This is a genomic window from Micromonospora sp. NBC_01655, from assembly GCF_026339755.1.
In the GTDB taxonomy this organism is placed as follows: Bacteria; Actinomycetota; Actinomycetes; order Mycobacteriales; family Micromonosporaceae; genus Micromonospora.
In genome coordinates this window covers 6,388,098-6,405,588 of the sequence record NZ_JAPEQF010000001.1, presented here as the reverse complement: position 1 = coordinate 6,405,588, position 17,491 = coordinate 6,388,098, and the positions used below count along the sequence as shown (strand labels likewise).

Annotated in this window: 19 protein-coding genes; 12 read left to right on the top strand and 7 right to left on the bottom strand. The window is 74.2% G+C overall.

What is annotated here, in order from left to right:
• The first annotated feature begins 22 nt into the window (after nt 1–22).
• Nucleotides 23–493 (top strand): hypothetical protein, encoded by a 471-nt coding sequence (locus OOK41_RS28200; protein WP_266267310.1) that lies wholly within the window; start codon nt 23–25, stop codon nt 491–493.
• On the opposite strand, the gene OOK41_RS28195 is transcribed toward OOK41_RS28200, so the two are convergent.
• Nucleotides 453–1,652 carry an endonuclease gene (locus tag OOK41_RS28195; RefSeq protein WP_266267309.1) on the bottom strand — a complete coding sequence of 400 codons (1,200 nt, stop codon included), beginning with the start codon at nt 1,650–1,652 and terminating at the stop codon, nt 453–455. The two genes, OOK41_RS28200 and OOK41_RS28195, sit on opposite strands and share 41 nt — an antisense overlap.
• A gap of 264 nt (nt 1,653–1,916) precedes the next feature.
• On the opposite strand from OOK41_RS28195, the gene OOK41_RS28190 reads away from it, so the two are divergent.
• The 5 genes from OOK41_RS28190 to OOK41_RS28170 all read left to right on the top strand — a co-directional run bounded on the left by OOK41_RS28190 (nt 1,917) and on the right by OOK41_RS28170 (nt 5,941).
• The gene (locus OOK41_RS28190; protein ID WP_266267308.1) at nt 1,917–3,548 is read left to right on the top strand and encodes an AAA family ATPase; all 1,632 of its coding nucleotides are present in this window, start codon (nt 1,917–1,919) and stop codon (nt 3,546–3,548) included.
• 43 nt (nt 3,549–3,591) lie between these two features.
• Nucleotides 3,592–4,047: a hypothetical protein gene (locus OOK41_RS28185; protein ID WP_117665948.1), complete on the top strand. Its 456-nt coding sequence runs from the start codon at nt 3,592–3,594 to the stop codon at nt 4,045–4,047.
• Nucleotides 4,044–4,250 (top strand): DUF2997 domain-containing protein, encoded by a 207-nt coding sequence (locus tag OOK41_RS28180; RefSeq protein WP_117665950.1) that lies wholly within the window; start codon nt 4,044–4,046, stop codon nt 4,248–4,250. Before OOK41_RS28185 ends, OOK41_RS28180 begins: the two co-directional genes overlap by 4 nt.
• Before the next feature lie 127 nt (nt 4,251–4,377).
• Complete coding sequence (locus OOK41_RS28175; protein WP_266267307.1) at nt 4,378–5,268, top strand: helix-hairpin-helix domain-containing protein; 891 nt, start codon at nt 4,378–4,380, stop codon at nt 5,266–5,268.
• Nucleotides 5,269–5,278: 10 nt separating this feature from the next.
• Nucleotides 5,279–5,941, top strand: a complete 663-nt coding sequence (locus tag OOK41_RS28170) for a 4Fe-4S single cluster domain-containing protein (RefSeq protein ID WP_266267306.1) — start codon at nt 5,279–5,281, stop codon at nt 5,939–5,941.
• A gap of 2 nt (nt 5,942–5,943) precedes the next feature.
• Here OOK41_RS28170 and OOK41_RS28165 read toward each other — a convergent pair whose 3' ends face one another.
• Genes OOK41_RS28165 through OOK41_RS28155 form a run of 3 tightly spaced genes read right to left on the bottom strand, consistent with a single transcriptional unit; the run spans nt 5,944 to nt 8,347 of the window.
• On the bottom strand, nt 5,944–6,642 hold the full coding sequence (locus tag OOK41_RS28165; RefSeq protein ID WP_266267305.1) for a hypothetical protein: 699 nt from the start codon (nt 6,640–6,642) through the stop codon (nt 5,944–5,946).
• 2 nt (nt 6,643–6,644) lie between these two features.
• Nucleotides 6,645–7,439, bottom strand: coding sequence for an ABC transporter permease (locus OOK41_RS28160; RefSeq protein WP_266267304.1), 795 nt, complete (start codon nt 7,437–7,439; stop codon nt 6,645–6,647).
• Complete coding sequence (locus OOK41_RS28155; protein ID WP_266267303.1) at nt 7,436–8,347, bottom strand: ATP-binding cassette domain-containing protein; 912 nt, start codon at nt 8,345–8,347, stop codon at nt 7,436–7,438. The genes OOK41_RS28160 and OOK41_RS28155 overlap by 4 nt, the downstream gene beginning before the upstream one ends.
• 131 nt (nt 8,348–8,478) lie before the next feature.
• On the opposite strand from OOK41_RS28155, the gene OOK41_RS28150 reads away from it, so the two are divergent.
• Together OOK41_RS28150 and OOK41_RS28145 are read left to right on the top strand one after the other, a co-directional pair.
• A complete protein-coding gene (locus OOK41_RS28150) occupies nt 8,479–9,843 on the top strand; it encodes a sensor histidine kinase (protein WP_266267302.1) in 1,365 nt (454 codons plus the stop codon).
• Nucleotides 9,840–10,553, top strand: coding sequence for a response regulator transcription factor (locus OOK41_RS28145; RefSeq protein WP_266267301.1), 714 nt, complete (start codon nt 9,840–9,842; stop codon nt 10,551–10,553). Before OOK41_RS28150 ends, OOK41_RS28145 begins: the two co-directional genes overlap by 4 nt.
• A gap of 179 nt (nt 10,554–10,732) precedes the next feature.
• Here OOK41_RS28145 and OOK41_RS28140 read toward each other — a convergent pair whose 3' ends face one another.
• The gene (locus OOK41_RS28140) at nt 10,733–11,521 is read right to left on the bottom strand and encodes a D-Ala-D-Ala carboxypeptidase family metallohydrolase (protein WP_117665962.1); all 789 of its coding nucleotides are present in this window, start codon (nt 11,519–11,521) and stop codon (nt 10,733–10,735) included.
• A 315-nt stretch (nt 11,522–11,836) separates the two neighbouring features.
• On the opposite strand from OOK41_RS28140, the gene OOK41_RS28135 reads away from it, so the two are divergent.
• Both OOK41_RS28135 and OOK41_RS28130 read left to right on the top strand, forming a co-directional pair.
• On the top strand, nt 11,837–12,499 hold the full coding sequence (locus tag OOK41_RS28135) for a hypothetical protein (RefSeq protein WP_117665964.1): 663 nt from the start codon (nt 11,837–11,839) through the stop codon (nt 12,497–12,499).
• Complete coding sequence (locus OOK41_RS28130) at nt 12,499–12,963, top strand: PPOX class F420-dependent oxidoreductase (protein ID WP_117665966.1); 465 nt, start codon at nt 12,499–12,501, stop codon at nt 12,961–12,963. The genes OOK41_RS28135 and OOK41_RS28130 overlap by 1 nt, the downstream gene beginning before the upstream one ends.
• Before the next feature lie 24 nt (nt 12,964–12,987).
• Here the strand turns inward: OOK41_RS28130 and OOK41_RS28125 are convergent, their stop codons facing one another.
• Complete coding sequence (locus OOK41_RS28125) at nt 12,988–13,629, bottom strand: NAD(P)-dependent oxidoreductase (RefSeq protein ID WP_266267300.1); 642 nt, start codon at nt 13,627–13,629, stop codon at nt 12,988–12,990.
• A 742-nt stretch (nt 13,630–14,371) separates the two neighbouring features.
• On the opposite strand from OOK41_RS28125, the gene OOK41_RS28120 reads away from it, so the two are divergent.
• Nucleotides 14,372–15,430: a hypothetical protein gene (locus tag OOK41_RS28120; protein WP_128763518.1), complete on the top strand. Its 1,059-nt coding sequence runs from the start codon at nt 14,372–14,374 to the stop codon at nt 15,428–15,430.
• Between the two features lie 41 nt (nt 15,431–15,471).
• Here OOK41_RS28120 and OOK41_RS28115 read toward each other — a convergent pair whose 3' ends face one another.
• Nucleotides 15,472–16,704, bottom strand: a complete 1,233-nt coding sequence (locus OOK41_RS28115; protein WP_117665973.1) for a serine hydrolase — start codon at nt 16,702–16,704, stop codon at nt 15,472–15,474.
• A 65-nt stretch (nt 16,705–16,769) separates the two neighbouring features.
• On the opposite strand from OOK41_RS28115, the gene OOK41_RS28110 reads away from it, so the two are divergent.
• On the top strand, nt 16,770–17,363 hold the full coding sequence (locus tag OOK41_RS28110) for a pentapeptide repeat-containing protein (protein ID WP_117665975.1): 594 nt from the start codon (nt 16,770–16,772) through the stop codon (nt 17,361–17,363).
• The last annotated feature ends 128 nt before the right edge of the window (nt 17,364–17,491 follow it).

The following is a 17,491-nucleotide window of genomic DNA, read 5'->3' as shown; positions in this document are numbered from 1 at the left end:
CGCCGCCGCTTAGTCACCGCGGGTGGGGGTGATCTGCGCCGGCGTCGGCCGTCGTCCGGAGTTCACCGAACGTTGGCCGTCCGGTTGGTCCACCGGTGCTACCAACGACCCCGATCCGCCGGAATGTGAGAGTCCGACCGGGGGGATCAGGCGCGAGATCAACGAGGCGGCGATCGGCCAGCTCGTCGGCGCCATCGCGGTGCTGGAACTGGTCCGCGACGTGGCGGCGCGGGACGCGAACTCGATCACCGTGCTGCCCGGCGCGCCCGACGAGCGGGACCGGCGGGAGCGGCTGTCGTTGGTCACCGAGTTCGTCCAGGCGCTGGAGGTGCGGATCAACGAGTTCCAGCAGCGGCTCAGCCGTACCGTGGTGGAGTTGGTCACCCGGGCGACGGAGCCGGTGGCGTGGGCGGGTCGCCGGCGCGGGTGTGCTCCCGCGCCGGCGGCGCCGGTCAGCCCCAGATCGCGGTGGCCCACTCCGGGTGGTCGATGAACGGGTTGCGGTTGCCCTGCCAGCGGTCGTAGATGACCTGGTTGCGGCGCTTCTCGAAGGCGTCCGGCGGGTCGAGCTGGTTCCAGGAGAGCAGCACCGACAGCTTGCCCAGGTACGGCGCGCTGCCGTTGGACACGGAGTTGTTCATCTCCAGGTTCGGCCAGCCGTCGTCGCCCTCGTACCGGACGGCCATGTACATGATCATGCGGGCCACGTCGCCCTTGACCGCGTTGCGCGGCTCGAACGAGTCGGCGTCGGTGTAGCAGCCGGGGGCCTCGGACACGGAGCTGCCGCCGTTGTCGAAGTCCTTGTTGCCGCGCGACGAGTTGACCGAGACGTCCTCGGGGCGCAGGTGGTGCACGTCGGTGCCGGGCCCGGTGGCGGTGCCGAAGTCGCCGTGCGACTTGGCCCAGACGTGCTCCCGGTTCCAGTCGTTGACCCCGCCGCCGTTGGTGGTCTTGCTCTGTGAGCGGCCGGTGTAGAGCAGCAGCACGTTGTTGGCGTTCGCCGGGTCCTGGTCGGTGTCCTTCAACGCCTCCCACACCTGGTCGTAGCTGAGCTTCGTCTGCGTCTTGATGATCGCGTGCAGCGAGTTGCGCAGCGCGGCGCCGGTCTTGCCGACCGCGCTGGCGTAGTAGGTCGGGTCGTACGGGCCGGGGCCGCCGGTCGGGCTGGGCGTCGGGACGGGCGACGAGGTCGGCGTCGGGCTCGGGGTGGTGCCGCCGCCGAGGCTCATCGCGGTCGGGCTCTTCAGCCCGCCGTGGCTGAAGTACGCGGTCAGCGCCCCGGTCGCGGTGACCTGCCTGCCCCGCAGGCCCGGGTTGGTCAGCAGCCCGAAGCTGCTCCGGTACGCGGCGGTCACCTGGACGTAGAGCATCCTGCTCGTGCTGGTCTCGGCGGCGGTGTCGGCGATGGCGATCGCCGTGTCCGCCGTGTAGCCGGACGTGATCACCGTGGACGTCGCGGTCGGCTGGCCGATGACGTACCCGGTGACGGTGGCCGTGCGGCCGTCCTGGGCGGCCAGCGCCTGGGCCACGGTCAGCGAGGCCGCCGCCGACGCGGAGGTGCTCGCCACGGCGGGTGTCACCAGCGCCACGGCCAGTGCGAACGCCGTGATCAGCCGCCCGGATCGCGAGCGGGTGATGCTCTTTGTATTCATGGTCAACGATGTTAACGGCGGTAGCGTGGACACCGGGAGAGCACCGGGGAACTTTACGGGGGTGAATCCGCCGATCGGGGTTCGAAACAGCACCGGCCAGGGGCGCAGGGCCGTCGCCGCCGGCTAGACGGCCACCGCCCCGCCGGCCAGCACCAGCCCGAACAGGAACTCCGGGTTCCGGCCCGGTCGGGCACCGGCCCGTCCGCCGGCCGGGCCGGTGCTAGAGTCTGCGCGGCTCAGCGACGCTTCGGGGGTGGATCGGCGATGGTGGGGGCCTTCCGCGACACCCTGTCCCAATTGCTCAAGGCCCGCGTGCCGGTGCTCCAGGTCTGCTCGTACGAGGAGCAGCGGGTGCTCGGCGAGATCGCCGCCGTGGCCCACGACGTCGCCCGGGTCCGGACCCCGCGCGGGGTCTGGACCTGGTCGGCGACCCGTGGCCTGGTGTCGCCCGACGGCAACCGGCGGCAGGGCACCACCGACCCGGTCGCCGCCCTCGACGCGGCCTGGCGGATCGACGAGCCGGCCCTGGTCGTCCTCGCCGACCTGCACCCCGCGCTCGGCGCCGGCAACCGGCCCGCCGACCCGGGGGTGGTCCGCCGGCTGCGGGAACTGGCCGTGGCCTACCGCAGCGGCCCGGTGCCGCGCACCCTGGTCCTGCTGTCCCCGGTGCCGGACCTCCCGGTCGAGCTGGCCAAGGACGTCACGGTCGTCGACTTCCCGCTGCCCACCGAGCCGGAGGTCCGCGCGGTGCTGGACGGGATCATCGCCGCCAACACGGTGACCGGCCGGATCCGCATCGACCTGGACGAGCGGGGCCGGGAACGGCTTGCCAAGGCGGCCCTCGGGCTGACCCTGCACGAGGCGGAGAACGCGTTCGCCCGGGCCATGGTGGACGACGGGGTGCTCGACGCCAGCGACCTGCGGCTGGTGCACGAGGAGAAGCGGCAGGTCGTCCGGCGCAGCGGGCTGCTGGAGTTCCTCGACGACCCGGTGGCGCTCGCCGACGTCGGCGGGCTGGAGAACCTCAAGCGCTGGCTGGCCAAGCGGGACGGCGCCTGGCTCGCCGAGGCCGCCGCGTACGGGCTGCCCGCCCCGCGTGGCGTGCTGATCACCGGCGTCCCCGGCTGCGGCAAGTCGCTGACCGCGAAGGCGGTCGCCGCCGCCTGGGGGCTGCCGCTGCTGCGGCTGGACATCGGCAAGGTCTTCGCCGGGCTGGTCGGCTCCAGCGAGCAGAACATGCGCGAGGCGATCCGGGTCGCCGAGGCGACCGCGCCCTGCGTGCTCTGGCTCGACGAGATCGAGAAGGGCTTCGCCGGCGGCACGGGCGGCGACTCGGGCACCTCCGCCCGGGTCTTCGGCTCGTTCCTGACCTGGATGCAGGAGAAGACCCGGCCGGTCTTCGTCATCGCCACCGCCAACGACTTCGCCGCCCTGCCGCCGGAGCTGCTGCGCAAGGGACGCTTCGACGAGATCTTCTTCGTCGACCTGCCGACCCGGGCCGAACGCGCCTCGATCTGGAGCCTGCACGTCGCCCGCCGGCTGCGGCACCCGGCCGTGGCCGGGGAGCTGACCGTCGACCCGGGACTGCTGACCGAGCTGGCCGGGCTCAGCGACGGCTACTCCGGCGCGGAGATCGAGCAGGCCGTCGTCGCCGGGCTCGTCGACGCGTACGCCGAGCGCCGGCCGCTGCGCCGCGACGACCTGTTGCGCGCACTGGTCAACATGGTTCCGTTGAGCGTCACCCAGGCCGAGCGGATCACCGCCGTGCGGAGCTGGGCGGAACACCGGGCGGTCGCCGCGACCGCCGCCGAGGACTGGGACCTCGACCCCCGTCCGGCGGGCGGCCCGGGGCTGCCGGGCGGCGGCGGGCACGGGGGCCGGGCGGTGGAGTTCTGATGCCCGTCCCCGCCATCACCACCACGACGACAGGAGAGCGCCGGTGAGCATCTCGCTGATACTCGTACCCCTTGCGGTGGCCACCGTGGCCGCCGCGCACGCCGCCACCGCCGACCGCGACGGCGAGGGCCGGGTGGTCTGCCAGGTCCAGACCCGGATGCGCGACGAGACACTGCTCGCCGCCGCGCTGCGGGACACCGGCGCGGTGGTGGCCGCCGCCACCGACGAGATCACCGCCGACTGGGCCGGGGTACGGGCCGGCTTCCGCCGCGGCCCGGACGGCATCTGGACCGCGCACCTGACCGGCGAGGTCGACGAGGAACGGGCGGTGGAGATCGTCCGGTCGGTCGACGCCGCGTACGGGCGGCAGGTGCAGGGCGCGGTGCTGGAGCGGCTGCGGGCCCAGGCTCCGGCCGCCGGGCTGCGCCTGGAGTCGGAGCAGGTCACCGAGGACGCCTCGGTCCGACTGGTCTTCGCCGTGCAGGAGCGCGACCGGTGACCGGGCGCGTCGTCGTCACCGTGAACCCGGACGGCTCGGTCAGCGCCGAGACCCAGGGCCTGCTCGGCGAGAGCTGCCTCGACTACGTGGCCGTGCTGGAGGACCTGCTCGACGCGCGGACGGTGCGTAGCGCGTACACGGCCGACCGCGACCGGGTGGCCACCGTCGTCGCCGACGAGCAGCACGATGTCGACCGCGCCTGACGGTTGGCCGCCCGCGTCGGGCCCGGCGGCGTACCCGCCACCCAGCCCCCCCGGGTACCCACCCCCGCCCGGCCCGAAGGGGTGGCCGCCGTCACCCGGCCCGCCCGGCTGGGCGGTCGCGCCGCCGGTGCGCTCGCCCGGGGTCAGCGTCTGGTGGCGGCTGCGGCACAGCTGGTGGGTGCTGTTGCCGATCCTCGGGTTCAGCTGCCTCGGCGGGCTCGGCTTCCTCTACGTCGGCATCCGGGCCCGTCGGCCGGCGTGGTGGATCTCCGGCATCGGCTACCTGCTCGCCGGCTGGGGCGGCTTCATCGGGGTCGGCGCCACGGACAAGGAGAGCGCCGCCAGCGACTGGTCCATCGGCGTGTGGTTCGCGGCCTGGGTCGCCTGCGTCGTGCACGCCCTCGTGGCCAACGTGTCCTGGTTGCAGTGGCGGGCCGGCCACCGTCCCTGGTATGCCCAGCCCGCGCCGGGCTGGCCCGGGTCCGCGTACCCGCCGGGGATGCTCGCCCCGCCGCCCGGCCCGCCGGTGGACGGCGGGTTCGGCGGCTCCGTCTCCGGCCCGCCCGTCGTCGGGCAGCAGGGCGGGTACTGGGCCGCCGGCGCAGCCGCGACTCCGGTCTCGCCCGGCCCGGTCCCGCCCGGCCCGGCGCCGGCTGCGCCGCTGCCCATGGTCGACCCGGCCGCCGCGCCGCTGGGCTTCGGCACGCCGGTCTTCGGCCCGCCCACCAGCCATCCGGTCGCGGTGGGGGCGCCGGCCGCCGCGCCGTCGCCGGTGGACGTCAACGCCGCCGGGGCGGAGCAGCTCGCCGCGCTGACGGGCTTCGACGCCGCCCGTACCGGGCGGGTGCTCGCCGCCCGGGAGGCCCGCCGGGGGTTCGGCAGCGTCGCCGAGTTCGCCGCCGCCGCCGAGCTGGCCCCGCACGAGTACGCCCGCCTGCGCGACCTGCTGATCTGCGTGCCGCCCGCCGGCCCGCCCGCCCACCCGGGAACGCCCAGTGGACGCGTACTCGATTTCTGAGACCGGCCCGGTGCGGAGCTCCGCCGCCGGGCCGGACCGGGTGGCGCTGGCCCGGTTCCTCGCGTCGACCCGGGCCGAGGGGCCCGGCGAGCGGACCGCACTGTGGGTGCAGGGCTGCGCGATCCGCTGCCCGGGCTGCTTCAACCCCCAGCTCTGGGGCTTCCGGGGCGGGGAACTCGTCGCACCGGCCGAGCTGGTCGAGCGGGTCCTCGCCGCCGGCACCGAGGGGGTGACCCTGCTCGGCGGGGAGCCCTTCGACCAGGCCGGCGCGCTGGCCGAGGTGGCCGCCGGGGTGCGGCGGGCCGGCCGGTCGGTGATGACCTTCACCGGCTACACCCGCGACGGCCTGCGCCGCGCCGTCGACAGCGGACGCGAGGACGTGGCCGCCCTGCTGGCCGAGACCGACCTGCTGGTCGCCGGGCCGTTCCGGGCCGACCTGGTCGACACCGACCGGCCCTGGGTGGGCTCCACCAACCAGGAGTTCGTGCTGCTCAACGACCGCTTCCCGGGGCTGCTCGACGACCTGCCCCGTACCCCGGACCGGGTCGAGGTGACCGTCGACGCCGCCGGTCGGGTCTCGGTCAACGGCTGGGCCGAGGTCGACGCGCTCGACGAGCTGCTGGCCTCGGTGGGCCGCCCCCAGCGCCGGTCGGCCAGCGCCGAGCGCCGGTAGCCTCACCCCGGGTCCGCCCGGCGGGTCGGCCGCCAGTACTGCCGCTTCTCCTCGTCGCGCACCGCCACCCCGAGGCGGGCCAGCTCGCGCCGCAGGTCGTCGGCCTCGGCGCGCCGGCCCCGGTCCACCGCCCGCTGTCGCGCCCGCAGCAGGGCGTCGGCACCCACCGGCAGCCCCGGCAGCCCGTCCACCCACCGCCGGTACGCGTCCCGGTGCGGGTCCGCGTCGGCCCACGGCCAGCCGTGCGCCCGGAAGGCCGCGGCCAGCCGCCCGGCGCTCAGGTCGCCGCGCTCCCGGGCCAACTCCTCCTCCGCGTCACCGAGCAGGACGAGGTCCCGCCGGTCGACGAACACCACCCGCACGGCCCGGCGGGACACCTCCCGCTCCCGTCCGTCGTGGCGCAGCCGGACCCGGTCCGCGTACACCTCGACCAGCAGCCGCTCCCGGGTGCCGATCCCGGCCACGACCAGCCCGGCCAGCGCGCCGAGCGCCAGCGCCCCGATCGTGGCCCGGGGCTCGGGCAGCCTGGCCAGCAGCTCGAACCAGCCCTGCGCGGGCGCCCACGGCAGTCCCGCGACCGGGCCCGCGACGGCGGTCAGCAGCCATCCGGCGCCGGCCCCGAGCAGCGGGAAGCCGCCCCACATCACCGCCAGCTCGCCGACCCCGCCGTCGATCCGCGTCGGCACGTCGCCGGCCCGCACGGTCAGGACACCTCCCGGCGCAGCGTCCGGACCAGCCCGGCCGCCAGCGGCAGCACCGTCCAGACCAGCACCGACACGGCCATCCGCCCCCACTGGCCGGCCGTCACGTCGGGGCCGAACAGCGGCTCCATGGTGACGCTGGTGTCCAGCCAGCGGGCCGGGCCGCGCAGCGCGACGATCATGCCGGCCAGCACCGCCCAGACCGTCGGCAGCAGCAGGTAGGTGACCACGGCCAGCGGGGTGTTCAGCAGCAGCAGGCCGAACGCCGCGCCCATCAGCACGCCGAGCACCTGGAGCACCACCGCGTGCAGCAACTGGGATGCCTCGAACGACCAGTCGCCCGACCCGCCGGTCGCCCGGGCGGCCAGCGTGCCGAGCGTGGCGACGGCGAGGGTGACCAGCACCGACGCCAACGCGGCCAGCACCACCGCGGCGAGCTTCGCGACGATCACCCGCTCCCGGCGGGGCACCAGCGCGTACGTGGTCAGCGCGGTGCGCTGGGACCACTCCCCGGTGATCGACAGGATGCCCAACACCGGCAGGAGCAGGCCGGCGGGAAGGAGCTGCGGGACGAAGAAGGCGGTGAACGTCTGCTCGTCGTCGGCCAGCACCCAGAGCTGCACCACGGCGATCGCCACGGAGATCAGGCCGATGCCGACCAGCAGCCACCGTCCCGCCCGGGTGTCGGCGAGCTTGCGCAGCTCGACGACGGTCAACCGGAGCAGCGACGGTCCGCGTACCCCCGGGTGCCGCGGCGGGACGACGGCGGGTTCGGTGGGGACGGTGCTGGTGGTCATGCCGTGGTCTCCTTCGTCGACGTGCCTCCGGTGAGGGTGAGGAAGAGCTGCTCCAGACCCCCGCCACCGGCGGGGCGCAGCTCGGTGAGGGCGACTCCCGAGTCCGCCGCGGCCTGCCCGACCGTGCCGGGCTCGGCCGTGACCAGCAGGCCGCCGCCGGACGGGCCGGCCGGGCCGGCCGTGGCCGTGAGCCCCGCGACGGTCAGCGCCCGCCGCAGGGCCGCCTCGTCCCGGGCCCGGACCACCGTTCCGGCGTCGGCCAGCAACTCGTCCGTGCCCCCGGCAGCGACCACCCGACCACCCCCGATCACCACCAGTCGGTCGGCCACCGCCTCCACCTCCCTGAGCAGGTGGGAGGAGAGCAGCACGGTGCCGCCCCGGTCGGCGAAGTCGCGCAGCAGGCCGCGCATCCAGAAGATGCCCTCCGGGTCCAGGCCGTTGGCCGGCTCGTCCAGGATCAGCACCCGGGGATCGCCCAGCAGCGCGTGCGCCAGGCCGAGCCGCTGCCGCATCCCCAACGAGTACGCCCCGACGCGGCGCCGCGCGGCGGTCACCCCCAGCCCGACCAGGTCGAGCTTCACCTCGACCTCTCGGCGGGGCACCCCCATGGTCGCGGCGGCCAGCGCCAGGACCTCCCGCCCGGTCCGCCCGGAGTGCTGCGCGGAGGCGTCCAGCAGCACCCCGACGTCCCGGCCCGGGTTCGCCAGCCGCCGGTACGGCACCCCGCAGACGGTGGCGGTGCCCGCGGTCGGCGGGGTCAGCCCGCAGATCATCCGCATCGTGGTGGACTTGCCGGCACCGTTCGGGCCGAGGAAGCCGGTGACGCTGCCCGGCGCGCAGGTGAAGCTGACATCGTCGACGGCGGCGCGTCCTCCGTACCGCTTCGTCAGGTGCTCGACTTCGATCATGCGTCGAGCCTGCCCGCGCCACCCGGCTGGGCGCTGCGGTCGGCGGTCGACAGCCCCGTCGACCTCCGGCCACGACCGGCGTCGACTTTGGTAGCTGTCGCCGGGGCCGCGACCCTCCCTAGCATGGAACGGTGACCAGCGCCGCCGTACCGGACTACCCGTGGCTGCTGCCGGGCGCCCTGACCGACGCGGCGTCGCCGGGGGCGCGGCCCCGGCGGACCACCCGCGACTGGCTGGTGGACGCCCACTGGTTCCTGTTCGCCCTCGGCTGGGCCGTCGTCGCCGCCTGGGACGCCGCCCAGCCCGACCCGCAGATGGCCGGGCCGCTGCCGTACGAGTGGTTGCAGGGCGTCGACAGCGTGCTCGGGGTGCTGGCCTGCGGGGCGCTGTGGTTCCGCCGCCGCTGGCCGCTCGGCCTGGCGGTGGTCACCCTGCCGCTCGGGCTGTTCTCGGTGACCGCCGCGATCGCCCTGTTGGTGATCATGTTCACGGTCGTGGTGCACCGGCCGTTCCGGCAGGCCGCGCTGGTGATCGGCGCGCAGACGCTGACCACCGTCTGCTACGCCGCCATCCGCCCCGACGCCGGAATGGGCTTCTGGGGCGAGCTGATCTGGGGGCTCGTCTTCGTCGGGTCGGTGCTGGCCTGGGGGATGTTCGTCCGGGCCCGCAGGCAGCTCATCCTGTCCCTGCGCGACCGGGCCGACCGGGCCGAGGCGGAGCAGCAACTGCGGGTGGCGCAGGCCCGGCAGTTGGAGCGCACCCGGATCGCCCGGGAGATGCACGACGTGCTGGCCCACCGGATCTCGCTGCTCAGCCTGCACGCCGGGGCGCTGGAATTCCGGCCGGACGCCCCGCCGGAGGAGATCGCCCGGGCGGCCGGCGTGATCCGGGAGAGCGCCCACGCAGCCCTCCAGGACCTGCGCGAGGTGATCGGCGTGCTCCGCGCCGACGACTCGCCCCCGCCCGGCCCGGCGTCGCCCGGTCCGCTGCCCGCCGGGTCGGCCCGTCCCGGCTCCGCCGCGGCCCGCTCCGCAGCCGCGTCCCCCGGGGCGGCCCGGCCGGCGTCGATGCCGGAGCCGGCCCTGGTGGAGCGGCCACAGCCGACCCTGGCCGACGTCCCGGAGCTGGTCGCCGAGTCCCGGGCCGCCGGGATGCGGGTGGAGGTGGTCGACACCGTCGAGGCGGCCGGGACCGTGCCCACCGCGCTCGGGCGCGGCGCGTACCGGATCGTCCAGGAGGGGCTGACCAACGCCCGCAAGCACGCCTCGGGCGCGTCCGTCACCGTCCGGCTGTCCGGGGCGCCCGGCGAGGGGCTGACCGTCGAGGTCCGCAACCGCTGGCCGGTGGGGGCCGGGTCGGCACCCGTCATCCCCGGCACCGGCACCGGCCTGGTCGGCGTCGCCGAGCGGGTCAGCCTGGCCGGCGGGCGCCTGGAACACGGGCGGGACGAGTCCGGCGACTTCCGGCTGACCGCCTGGCTACCCTGGCCGGCATGACTGGGCAGGAGCACGGGCCGGATGCCGGGGCCGGAGCGGGGGAACCGGAGCCGGTGCGGGTGCTGATCGTGGACGACGACGCCCTGGTCCGGGCCGGCCTGTCGATGATCTTCGGCGGTGTGCCGGACCTGCGGGTGGTCGGCGAGGCCGCCGACGGCGACCAGGTGCCGGCCGCCGTCGCCGCCTGCTCGCCCGACGTGGTGCTGATGGACATCCGGATGCCCCGGGTGGACGGGCTCGCCGCCACCGAGGCGCTGCGCGCCCTGCCCCGCCCGCCCGAGGTCCTCGTCCTGACCACCTTCGACGCCGACGACCAGGTGCTGCGGGCGTTGCGCGCCGGGGCGGCCGGGTTCCTGCTCAAGGACACCCCGCCCGCCGAGATCGTCCGGGCGGTGCGCCGCGTCGCCGGTGGGGAGGCCACCCTCTCCCCGACGGTCACCCGGCAACTGATCCGGCACGTCACCGCGTCCGGGCCGGCCGGCGTCGACCCCCGCCGGGACCGGGCGCTGCGGTTGCTGGCCGGGCTCAGCGAGCGGGAGCGGGAGGTCGCGGTCGCGCTCGGTCAGGGCAGTACCAACGCCGAGATCTCCGCCGAGCTGTTCATGAGCGTGGCGACGGTCAAGGCGTACGTCTCCCGCCTGCTCGCCAAGCTCGACCTGAACAACCGGGTCCAGGTCGCCATCCTGGTCCACGACGCCGGCCTCGTCTGACTGCCCCCGCGCCGGCCCTCGTGCGCCCTCGCCGAGTGCTTGATCAACCCCGTGTCATTGACGACGCCCCCTCACCCACCCGGGACACCGCGATATCCGTGACACGGAGTCGATCAAGACTCGTCAGACCCGGATTGAACTCCGGCCGGACCGGCGGTGTCCCGCCTGGCGGGCCCCGGTCAGTCGTTGCCGGCGCCGATCCCGCAGTCCGGCGCGGACCAGACGGTCGTGTTCGACGTCTGGTCGCTGTTGTTCTCCCGACGCGAGTCCACGTGGACGTGGTCGTCGTGGTCCGGGTACCCGGGGCCGTAGATGCCGCTGAAGCCGTGGTCGCGGGCCGCGCGGGCGGCCTCGCACAACGACGAGTCGCGGGGGACGAGGTCGGCGGCGGTGCCGTAGAGGTGCTGGCTGTCCGCCGCGCCACCGACCTGCTGGTTGCACTCCTTGCTGCGGAAGCCGCTGGTGACGCGCACCGGCTTGTCCCCCAGGTCGCGCCGCAGCGCCTCCAGCTTCCACATGGTGCGCAGCGCGTTGGCCTTGGTCTTCGCCGCCGACAGCGGGCCCCCGCTCCAGCCGCCCCGGCCGCAGCCGTCGTCCAGCTCGCTGTAGCTGAAGTGGCGCGGCGTGCAGTCGTCGTCCTGGAGCGCGTACAGCTTGGTGTACGTCTGCGGCCCGGCGACCCCGTCGGCCGTCAGCCCGTACGCCGACTGGAAGCGCTTGACCGCGGCGGCGGTCTTCGGGCCGTACCGGCCGTCGTTCTCCACGATGTCCCGGTTGCCGGCCCACCCGGCGACCCGGATCTGGAGCTGGCGGACGTCGTCGCCGGAGCGCCCCTGGTACAGGTTGCGTTTCCAGGTGTAGCAGCCGTCGGCGTGGGCCGCCGGGGCGGCCACCACCGTGGCGACCGCGACGCCCGGCAACGCCAGGGCGAACGCGACCACGGCCCGTTTCAGAGTTTCGGCACGCACGGAAGTCCTCCCGTAAGGAGAGCGAATGGGGTGAGCCGGGTCCGTCGACCGGGACGTCCCGTCCGTTCCACCCTCGCATCGTGGCGTCCTTCTGGCAGGAAATAACCGGAATTGTTCTCACTTTGGCCCATGGTGGAGGATCTGCTGAGGAAGGAGCCGAATTGCGGGCACCCCACTGCATGCCGACGATGCATGGAAGGGCCGAAACGGTACGCGGGGCGCGGCGTGACGGAAACGTGATTCGGATCCGACGGAGGGTGACCGGCGGGGCGCGGGCGGCCGGCGGTAACGTCACCGGGGTCGGGGGAGGTGGCTGTGGCGCGCGGTGGCGTGTTCTGTGTCGAGGGGCAGTGGCACCGCGACCTCAACGAGCGTGGATCGGTCCTGCCGACCCTCGAACTGCTCGAACGGCTCGGGAAGCTCCGGTTCATCCACAAGGACGCGGCCACCCGGGACGAGCTCTTCTACTTCCTCGACCGCTGGCTGCTCAAGCAGTACGCCGACTACCGGGTGGGCTTCTTCGCCATGCACGGCGAGCCGAGCCGGCTCTGCCTCACCGACTGGGACTCCGTCGACCTCGCCGACGTGGCCGAGCGGATCGCCGGCCGGTGCGACGGCCGGCGGCTCTACTTCGGCAGCTGCTCGGTGCTGCGGGCGTCCGACGCCGCGCTGCGCGACTTCCTCGACGTCACCGGCGCCGCGTTGATCTGCGGTTTCACCCGCGAGGTCGACTGGGTGGAGTCGGCCGCGTTCGAGACCGTGCTGCTCGACGTGCTCGCCAACGGGCATCGGCACAACGCCGCCGAGCTGCGGATGGGCTCCGCCCACTGGGCGCCCCTGGCGGCGTACCTGGGCTTCCGGGTGATCTACGCGAACGGCCGGGCGTGGCGACCCACCGTACGGCCCCGGGTGCCGGCCCAGCCAACGGGACGGACCACCGCCCGGCCCCGCTCGGCGGGTACTGGTAGAAACGAGTGATGGCACGCAGCGTCGCGAGCAACACCCGGGTCGACCGGGCCGCCCTGATCGAGTTCCTCCGTCCCCGGCACCGGATCGTGCTGATGACCACCCGGTCCGACGGTCGGCCCCAGTCCTCCCCGGTCTCCGGCGGGGTGGACGCCGAGGGCCGCCTGGTCATCTCCACCTACCCCGAGCGGGCGAAGGTGGCGAACATCCGGCGGGACGCCCGCGTCTGCGCCTGCGTGCTCTCCGACGACTGGAACGGCCCCTGGGTGCAGGTCGACGGCACGGCCGAGGTGCTGGACTTGCCCGAGGCGCTGGAGCCGCTGGTGGAGTACTTCCGCAGCATCTCCGGCGAGCACCCGGACTGGGACGAGTACCGCGCGGCGATGGTCAGGCAGGGCAAGTCGCTGATCCGGGTCACGGTCGACGGCTGGGGCCCCATCGCCACCGGCGGCTTCCCGGCCCGCCTCGCCGACTGACCCGCCGGCTCGGTACCCGGTGGCTCAGTACCCGGCGGTGAAGCGCATGTTCTCGAAGCGCGGGTGCTCGATCTCGTCCACGACGGCGACGGCCAGGTCCTCGTAGCTCAGCACCGCGCGGCCCCGCTCGTCGGTGACCGGCTCGTCCGTGCCGGTCCGGTAGTGGCCCGTGCGCTCGCCGGGGTGGAACTCCAGCGGCGGTGGGGAGAGGTACGTCCAGGTCACCCCGTCGGCCGAGGACCGGTACCAGGCCAGGGCGTCGGCCTGGCCCAGCGCGGAGTCCCGGTACTCCTCGGGGAAGTCCGGCTCCTCCAGGAACGGGACGCCCCTCGGCGTGAGCAGGGTCGCCCCGCCGCCGACGTGGATCACCCGGGGCGGGTTCGGCAGGTCCCGCAGCACCGTGATCAGGTTCTCCGCCACGTCCCGCCACAGCGCCCGCTCCCCGCCGCCGACCGCCACCACGAACGCGTCCGCGCCCGGGGCCAGCCCGCGTACGCTGCGCGCCGAGGTGGCGTCGCCGGTGACCAGGTTGACCCCGGCCGGCAGGTAGCTGGTCGCCTCCGGCCGGCGCACCGCCGCGGTCACCCGGTGACCCCGGTTCACCGCCTCGGCGGTGATCCGCGAGCCCGCCGTGCCGCCGGCCCCGAACACCACGATGTCGCTCATCGCCTGACCGCCTCCCGCGCCGCACCCGTCGGCGCGGCCGTCGTCGTCCGTTCCCAGGCTAGGGAGCGGAGCGCCCCCGGCGGTGCCGTTCCCGCGATCCCGGTGGCGGACGGCCGCCGTAAAACCGGGGGTCGAGCTTGCCTAGTGCCGCGTCTTTGAACGTTGATCGTGTAATCCGTCGGTTCTGAGGCAGGGTCTTTACGTAGTCGATTGAGGTATATCTGACCTGGGCGTACGCGATGCCGTGGCCTGGCTGGAGGGTGGCGCGGGGCGGGGCCATTGCCTGGTCGTGGGTGCGGTCCCCGGCCGGCGGGGAACGGTGACCCAGGCGGAACTGTGGGTGGCGGCGGTCGATGACGTGGGCGGCGGTGCCTATGGAGCTGAGTCGTTCACGTCATCACCGTCGGTCGGGCCACCACCGTTCGCGGTTACCCACCGCCCCGTCGGGTCGTGGCTGGCGGCGGGTGTGGCTGATGTCGTATTCGACTCAGCTCCATAGGCACCGGAAGGCAAGGCTGTGTGTGTGGGGCGGTGGCCGGTGAGTAGAAGGATCCGGTAAAGCGCTGCGGTGGGCGATCGTGGCGCTGTTCTCGTCGAGGTCGGCCACGTCACGGAACTGACCACCGGATTCGCCACCGAATCCAAGATCCGGCACCCGGATTACCCGTTCAAGGCTGCATGACGGGGCACTAGATCGACTATGGTCAGCGCTCCAGTGTCCACGTCACGCATGGGGGAACAGATGGCTCTCCGTCCCGCCGCCCGTCGGCTGCTCGCCCTGACGGCACCCGCCGTGCTCGCCCTGACGGCGGTCGCCCCGGCGCTGCCGGCCCAGGCCAATCCCGCCGGCGACCCCGCCCCGTCGCTCACCACCGGCCCGGTGGACAAGGACCTCGACGGCGACGGCGTTCCTGACCTGGTCACCGTCGGCGGCACCGCCGGCCTCGGCTCCGGCGTCTGGTCCGCCAAGGGCCGCGTCTCGGCGAGCACCGGCGTCGGCACCGGCCGGGTGCACACCCCGGCAACCAACATCGGCCTGCTGGGCAACGGGGTCACCGGCAACTATTCGCCGGCCGACTTCGACGGCGCCCAGGTCCTCACCGGCCGCTTCACCGGCGGCACCGAGCAGGACTTCCTTGTCTACTACCCGGGCGGCGTCAACCTCGGCGGGGCCGGCATCATCCGGGGTGCCGGGGACGGCACCATGCTCAACCCCAACCTCAGCGGGAACCAGTTCAGCATCGACTCGGCCCAGCTCGTCGACGCGTACGGCAACAGCCCTCTCCAGGTCGCCAACGCGTACGACGCCGTCGGCACCGGCGACGGGTACCCGGACCTGATCGGCATCTCCGGCGACGCCGTCAACGGCTACCGGCTGATCTACCACCCCACCATCCCGATGCCGGGCGGGTACCTGTTCAAGGTCGCACTGCCCGACACCACGCCGACCGGTGGGACGGACTGGCAGAACTGGAGCATCGCCAGCACCGAACTGTCCTCCGGGGTGGCGATCTTCCTGCGCAACGCCACGACCGGTGCCCTCTACCTCTGGACCGGCGTCACCGTGGTCGACAACGGCGACGGCACCGGGTCCCTGAGCCGCACCCAGTACCACGTCGCCGCGAACTGGAACACCGGCGTCGCGCTAAGCACCCTCTGGGCAGCCGACGTCAACGCCGACGGGGTGCCGGACCTGTGGGCCGTCCGGCCGGACGGCCGAGCGCGGGCGTACCTCGTCTCGGGGTTGTCCGCGACCGGGACCGCGACGGTGGTGTCCACCCTCCCGCAGCGGCTGGTCTGACGGGCCGGCCGGGCCGCCTGCCGCAGGTGGCCCGACCGGGCTCAGTCGACGAGGGCGGAGTAGACGAGCTGGCGCAGCTGCGACCGCAGCGGGTAGGTGCTCGACGGCAGGAGCTGGGTGAACAGCAGCGCGGTGACCTCCTCCACCGGATCCACCCAGAACGCGGTGCTGGCCATCCCGCCCCAGTAGTACTCGCCGACGCTGCTCGGCACCCGGGCCGGAACCGGGTCCTGCACCACGGCGAAGCCGAGGCCGAACCCGATGCCCTCCAGCACCGTCTCGGCGAACCCGGACGGGGCGAACGAGGCCAGGTCCCGGCCGCCGGGCAGGTGGTTGCGGGTCATGAAGCGCACCGTCCGGGGCCCGAGCAGGCGTACGCCGTCCAGCTCGCCGCCGCGCAGCAGTAGCTGGGTGAACCGGTGGTAGTCGGCGGCCGTCGATACCAGCCCGCCGCCGCCGGACAGCCACGCCGGCTCGGTCAGCGCGGCCCGGCCGATCGAGTCGGCGCGGAACGCCTGGCCGGTCGCCGGGTTCGGGGCGTACAGGGCGGCCAGCCGCTTGGCGTCCGGCTCGTCGACCCACCAGCGGGTGTCGGTCATGCCGAGCGGGCGCAGGATCCGGTCGGCGAGGAAGTGGTCCAGCCGCCGGCCGGAGACCACCTCGACGAGCCGGCCGAGCACGTCGGTGGAGACCCCGTAGTTCCAGCTAGTGCCCGGCTGGAAGAGCAGCGGCAGCCGGGCCAGCGTCCGCGTGGCGGCGGTCAGGTCGGCCCCGGCGGGCGCGGTGAGGTCGAAGCCGGCGGCCCGGTACAGGCCGTCGACCACGGAGACCTGGGCGAAGCCGTACGTCAGCCCGGCGGTGTGGGTGAGCAGGTGCCAGATCCGGATCGGCTCGGCCGCCGGCACCGTGTACGGCCTGGTCACCGGGCCCTTGTCGTAGACCCGGGCGTCGGCGAACTCCGGCAGCCAGCGGCTGACCGGGTCGGTCAGTTCGAACCGGCCCTCCTCCCACAGCATCATCGCCGCGACGGAGGTGATCGGCTTGGTCATCGAGTAGATGCGCCAGAGGGTGTCCGGCTCGACCGGGGCGCCCGCCTCCCGGTCGCGCAGGCCGTAGGTCGAGGAGTGGGCGATCTCGCCCCGGCGGGTCACGACGATCTGCCAACCGGCGAGTCGCCCGTCGTCGACGTACCTGCCGAAGTGTTCGTCGATCCGCGCCAGCCGGGCGGGATCGAAACCGAGGCGGTCGGGGTCGGTGCTGCGTGCCACGCTCACCCGCCGAACCTACTAGCCGGTACGGGGAGTGCGGAAGACGCCGGCTTGCCCACTAGGCTGACCAGGTGCTGGAGCCGACCGAGGACGCCACCTTCCGCCACGACGACTGGTACGGCGAGGAACTGGTCGACCGGCACTTCGTGCGTTGCGAGTTCTTCCACGTGGACCTGACCGAGGCGGTCAGCCGCGGCGCCGTCTTCACCGGGTGCACCTTCGGCAACGTGGCGTTCAACGCCTCCCGGCACACCGACTCGGCCTTCACCCGCTGCGTGTTCAAACGGTGCAACCTCTTCGACGCCGAGTTCACCGGCTGCAAGCTGGTCGGCAGCAGCTTCGAGGAGTGCGACCTGCGTCCGCTGCGGGTCGACGGCGGGGACTGGTCGTTCGTGGCCCTGCCGGGGGCCGACCTGCGCGGGGCGCGCCTGACCGACGTGCGGATGCGCGAGGTGGACCTGACCGGCGCCGACCTGACCGGAGCCACGGTCACCGGCGTCGACCTGTCCGGGGCCCAGCTGCACGGCTCCCGCCTGTCCCGCGCCGACCTGCGCGGCAGCGACCTGTCCGCGCTCGACCCGACCGTGGTGGAGCGGGCCGACGCGCTGATCGACGCCGAGCAGGCGCTGGTGCTGGCCCGGGCGCTCGGCTTCCAGCTCGGCTGACCCCGGTCGGTCCTGAGGCGGTCCCGGCCCCACCCAGCCCGGCAGCCGGCCCGCCCGGCCGGGGTCCCGGGGGACAGTTTGTCCGTCGCGCCGCCGCGCAGCGGTCGTACGTTTCCTGCTGTCCCGGT

Bases quoted from the DNA above. Each gene is read 5' to 3' on its own strand.
- OOK41_RS28195 (WP_266267309.1), bottom strand. From the start codon at position 1,652: ATGAATACAAAGAGCATCACCCGCTCGCGATCCGGGCGGCTGATCACG.
- OOK41_RS28190 (WP_266267308.1), top strand. From the start codon at position 1,917: ATGGTGGGGGCCTTCCGCGACACCCTGTCCCAATTGCTCAAGGCCCGC.
- OOK41_RS28160 (WP_266267304.1), bottom strand. From the start codon at position 7,439: ATGACCACCAGCACCGTCCCCACCGAACCCGCCGTCGTCCCGCCGCGG.
- OOK41_RS28155 (WP_266267303.1), bottom strand. From the start codon at position 8,347: ATGATCGAAGTCGAGCACCTGACGAAGCGGTACGGAGGACGCGCCGCC.
- OOK41_RS28145 (WP_266267301.1), top strand. From the start codon at position 9,840: ATGACTGGGCAGGAGCACGGGCCGGATGCCGGGGCCGGAGCGGGGGAA.
- OOK41_RS28130 (WP_117665966.1), top strand. From the start codon at position 12,499: ATGGCACGCAGCGTCGCGAGCAACACCCGGGTCGACCGGGCCGCCCTG.
- OOK41_RS28125 (WP_266267300.1), bottom strand. From the start codon at position 13,629: ATGAGCGACATCGTGGTGTTCGGGGCCGGCGGCACGGCGGGCTCGCGG.
- OOK41_RS28120 (WP_128763518.1), top strand. From the start codon at position 14,372: ATGGCTCTCCGTCCCGCCGCCCGTCGGCTGCTCGCCCTGACGGCACCC.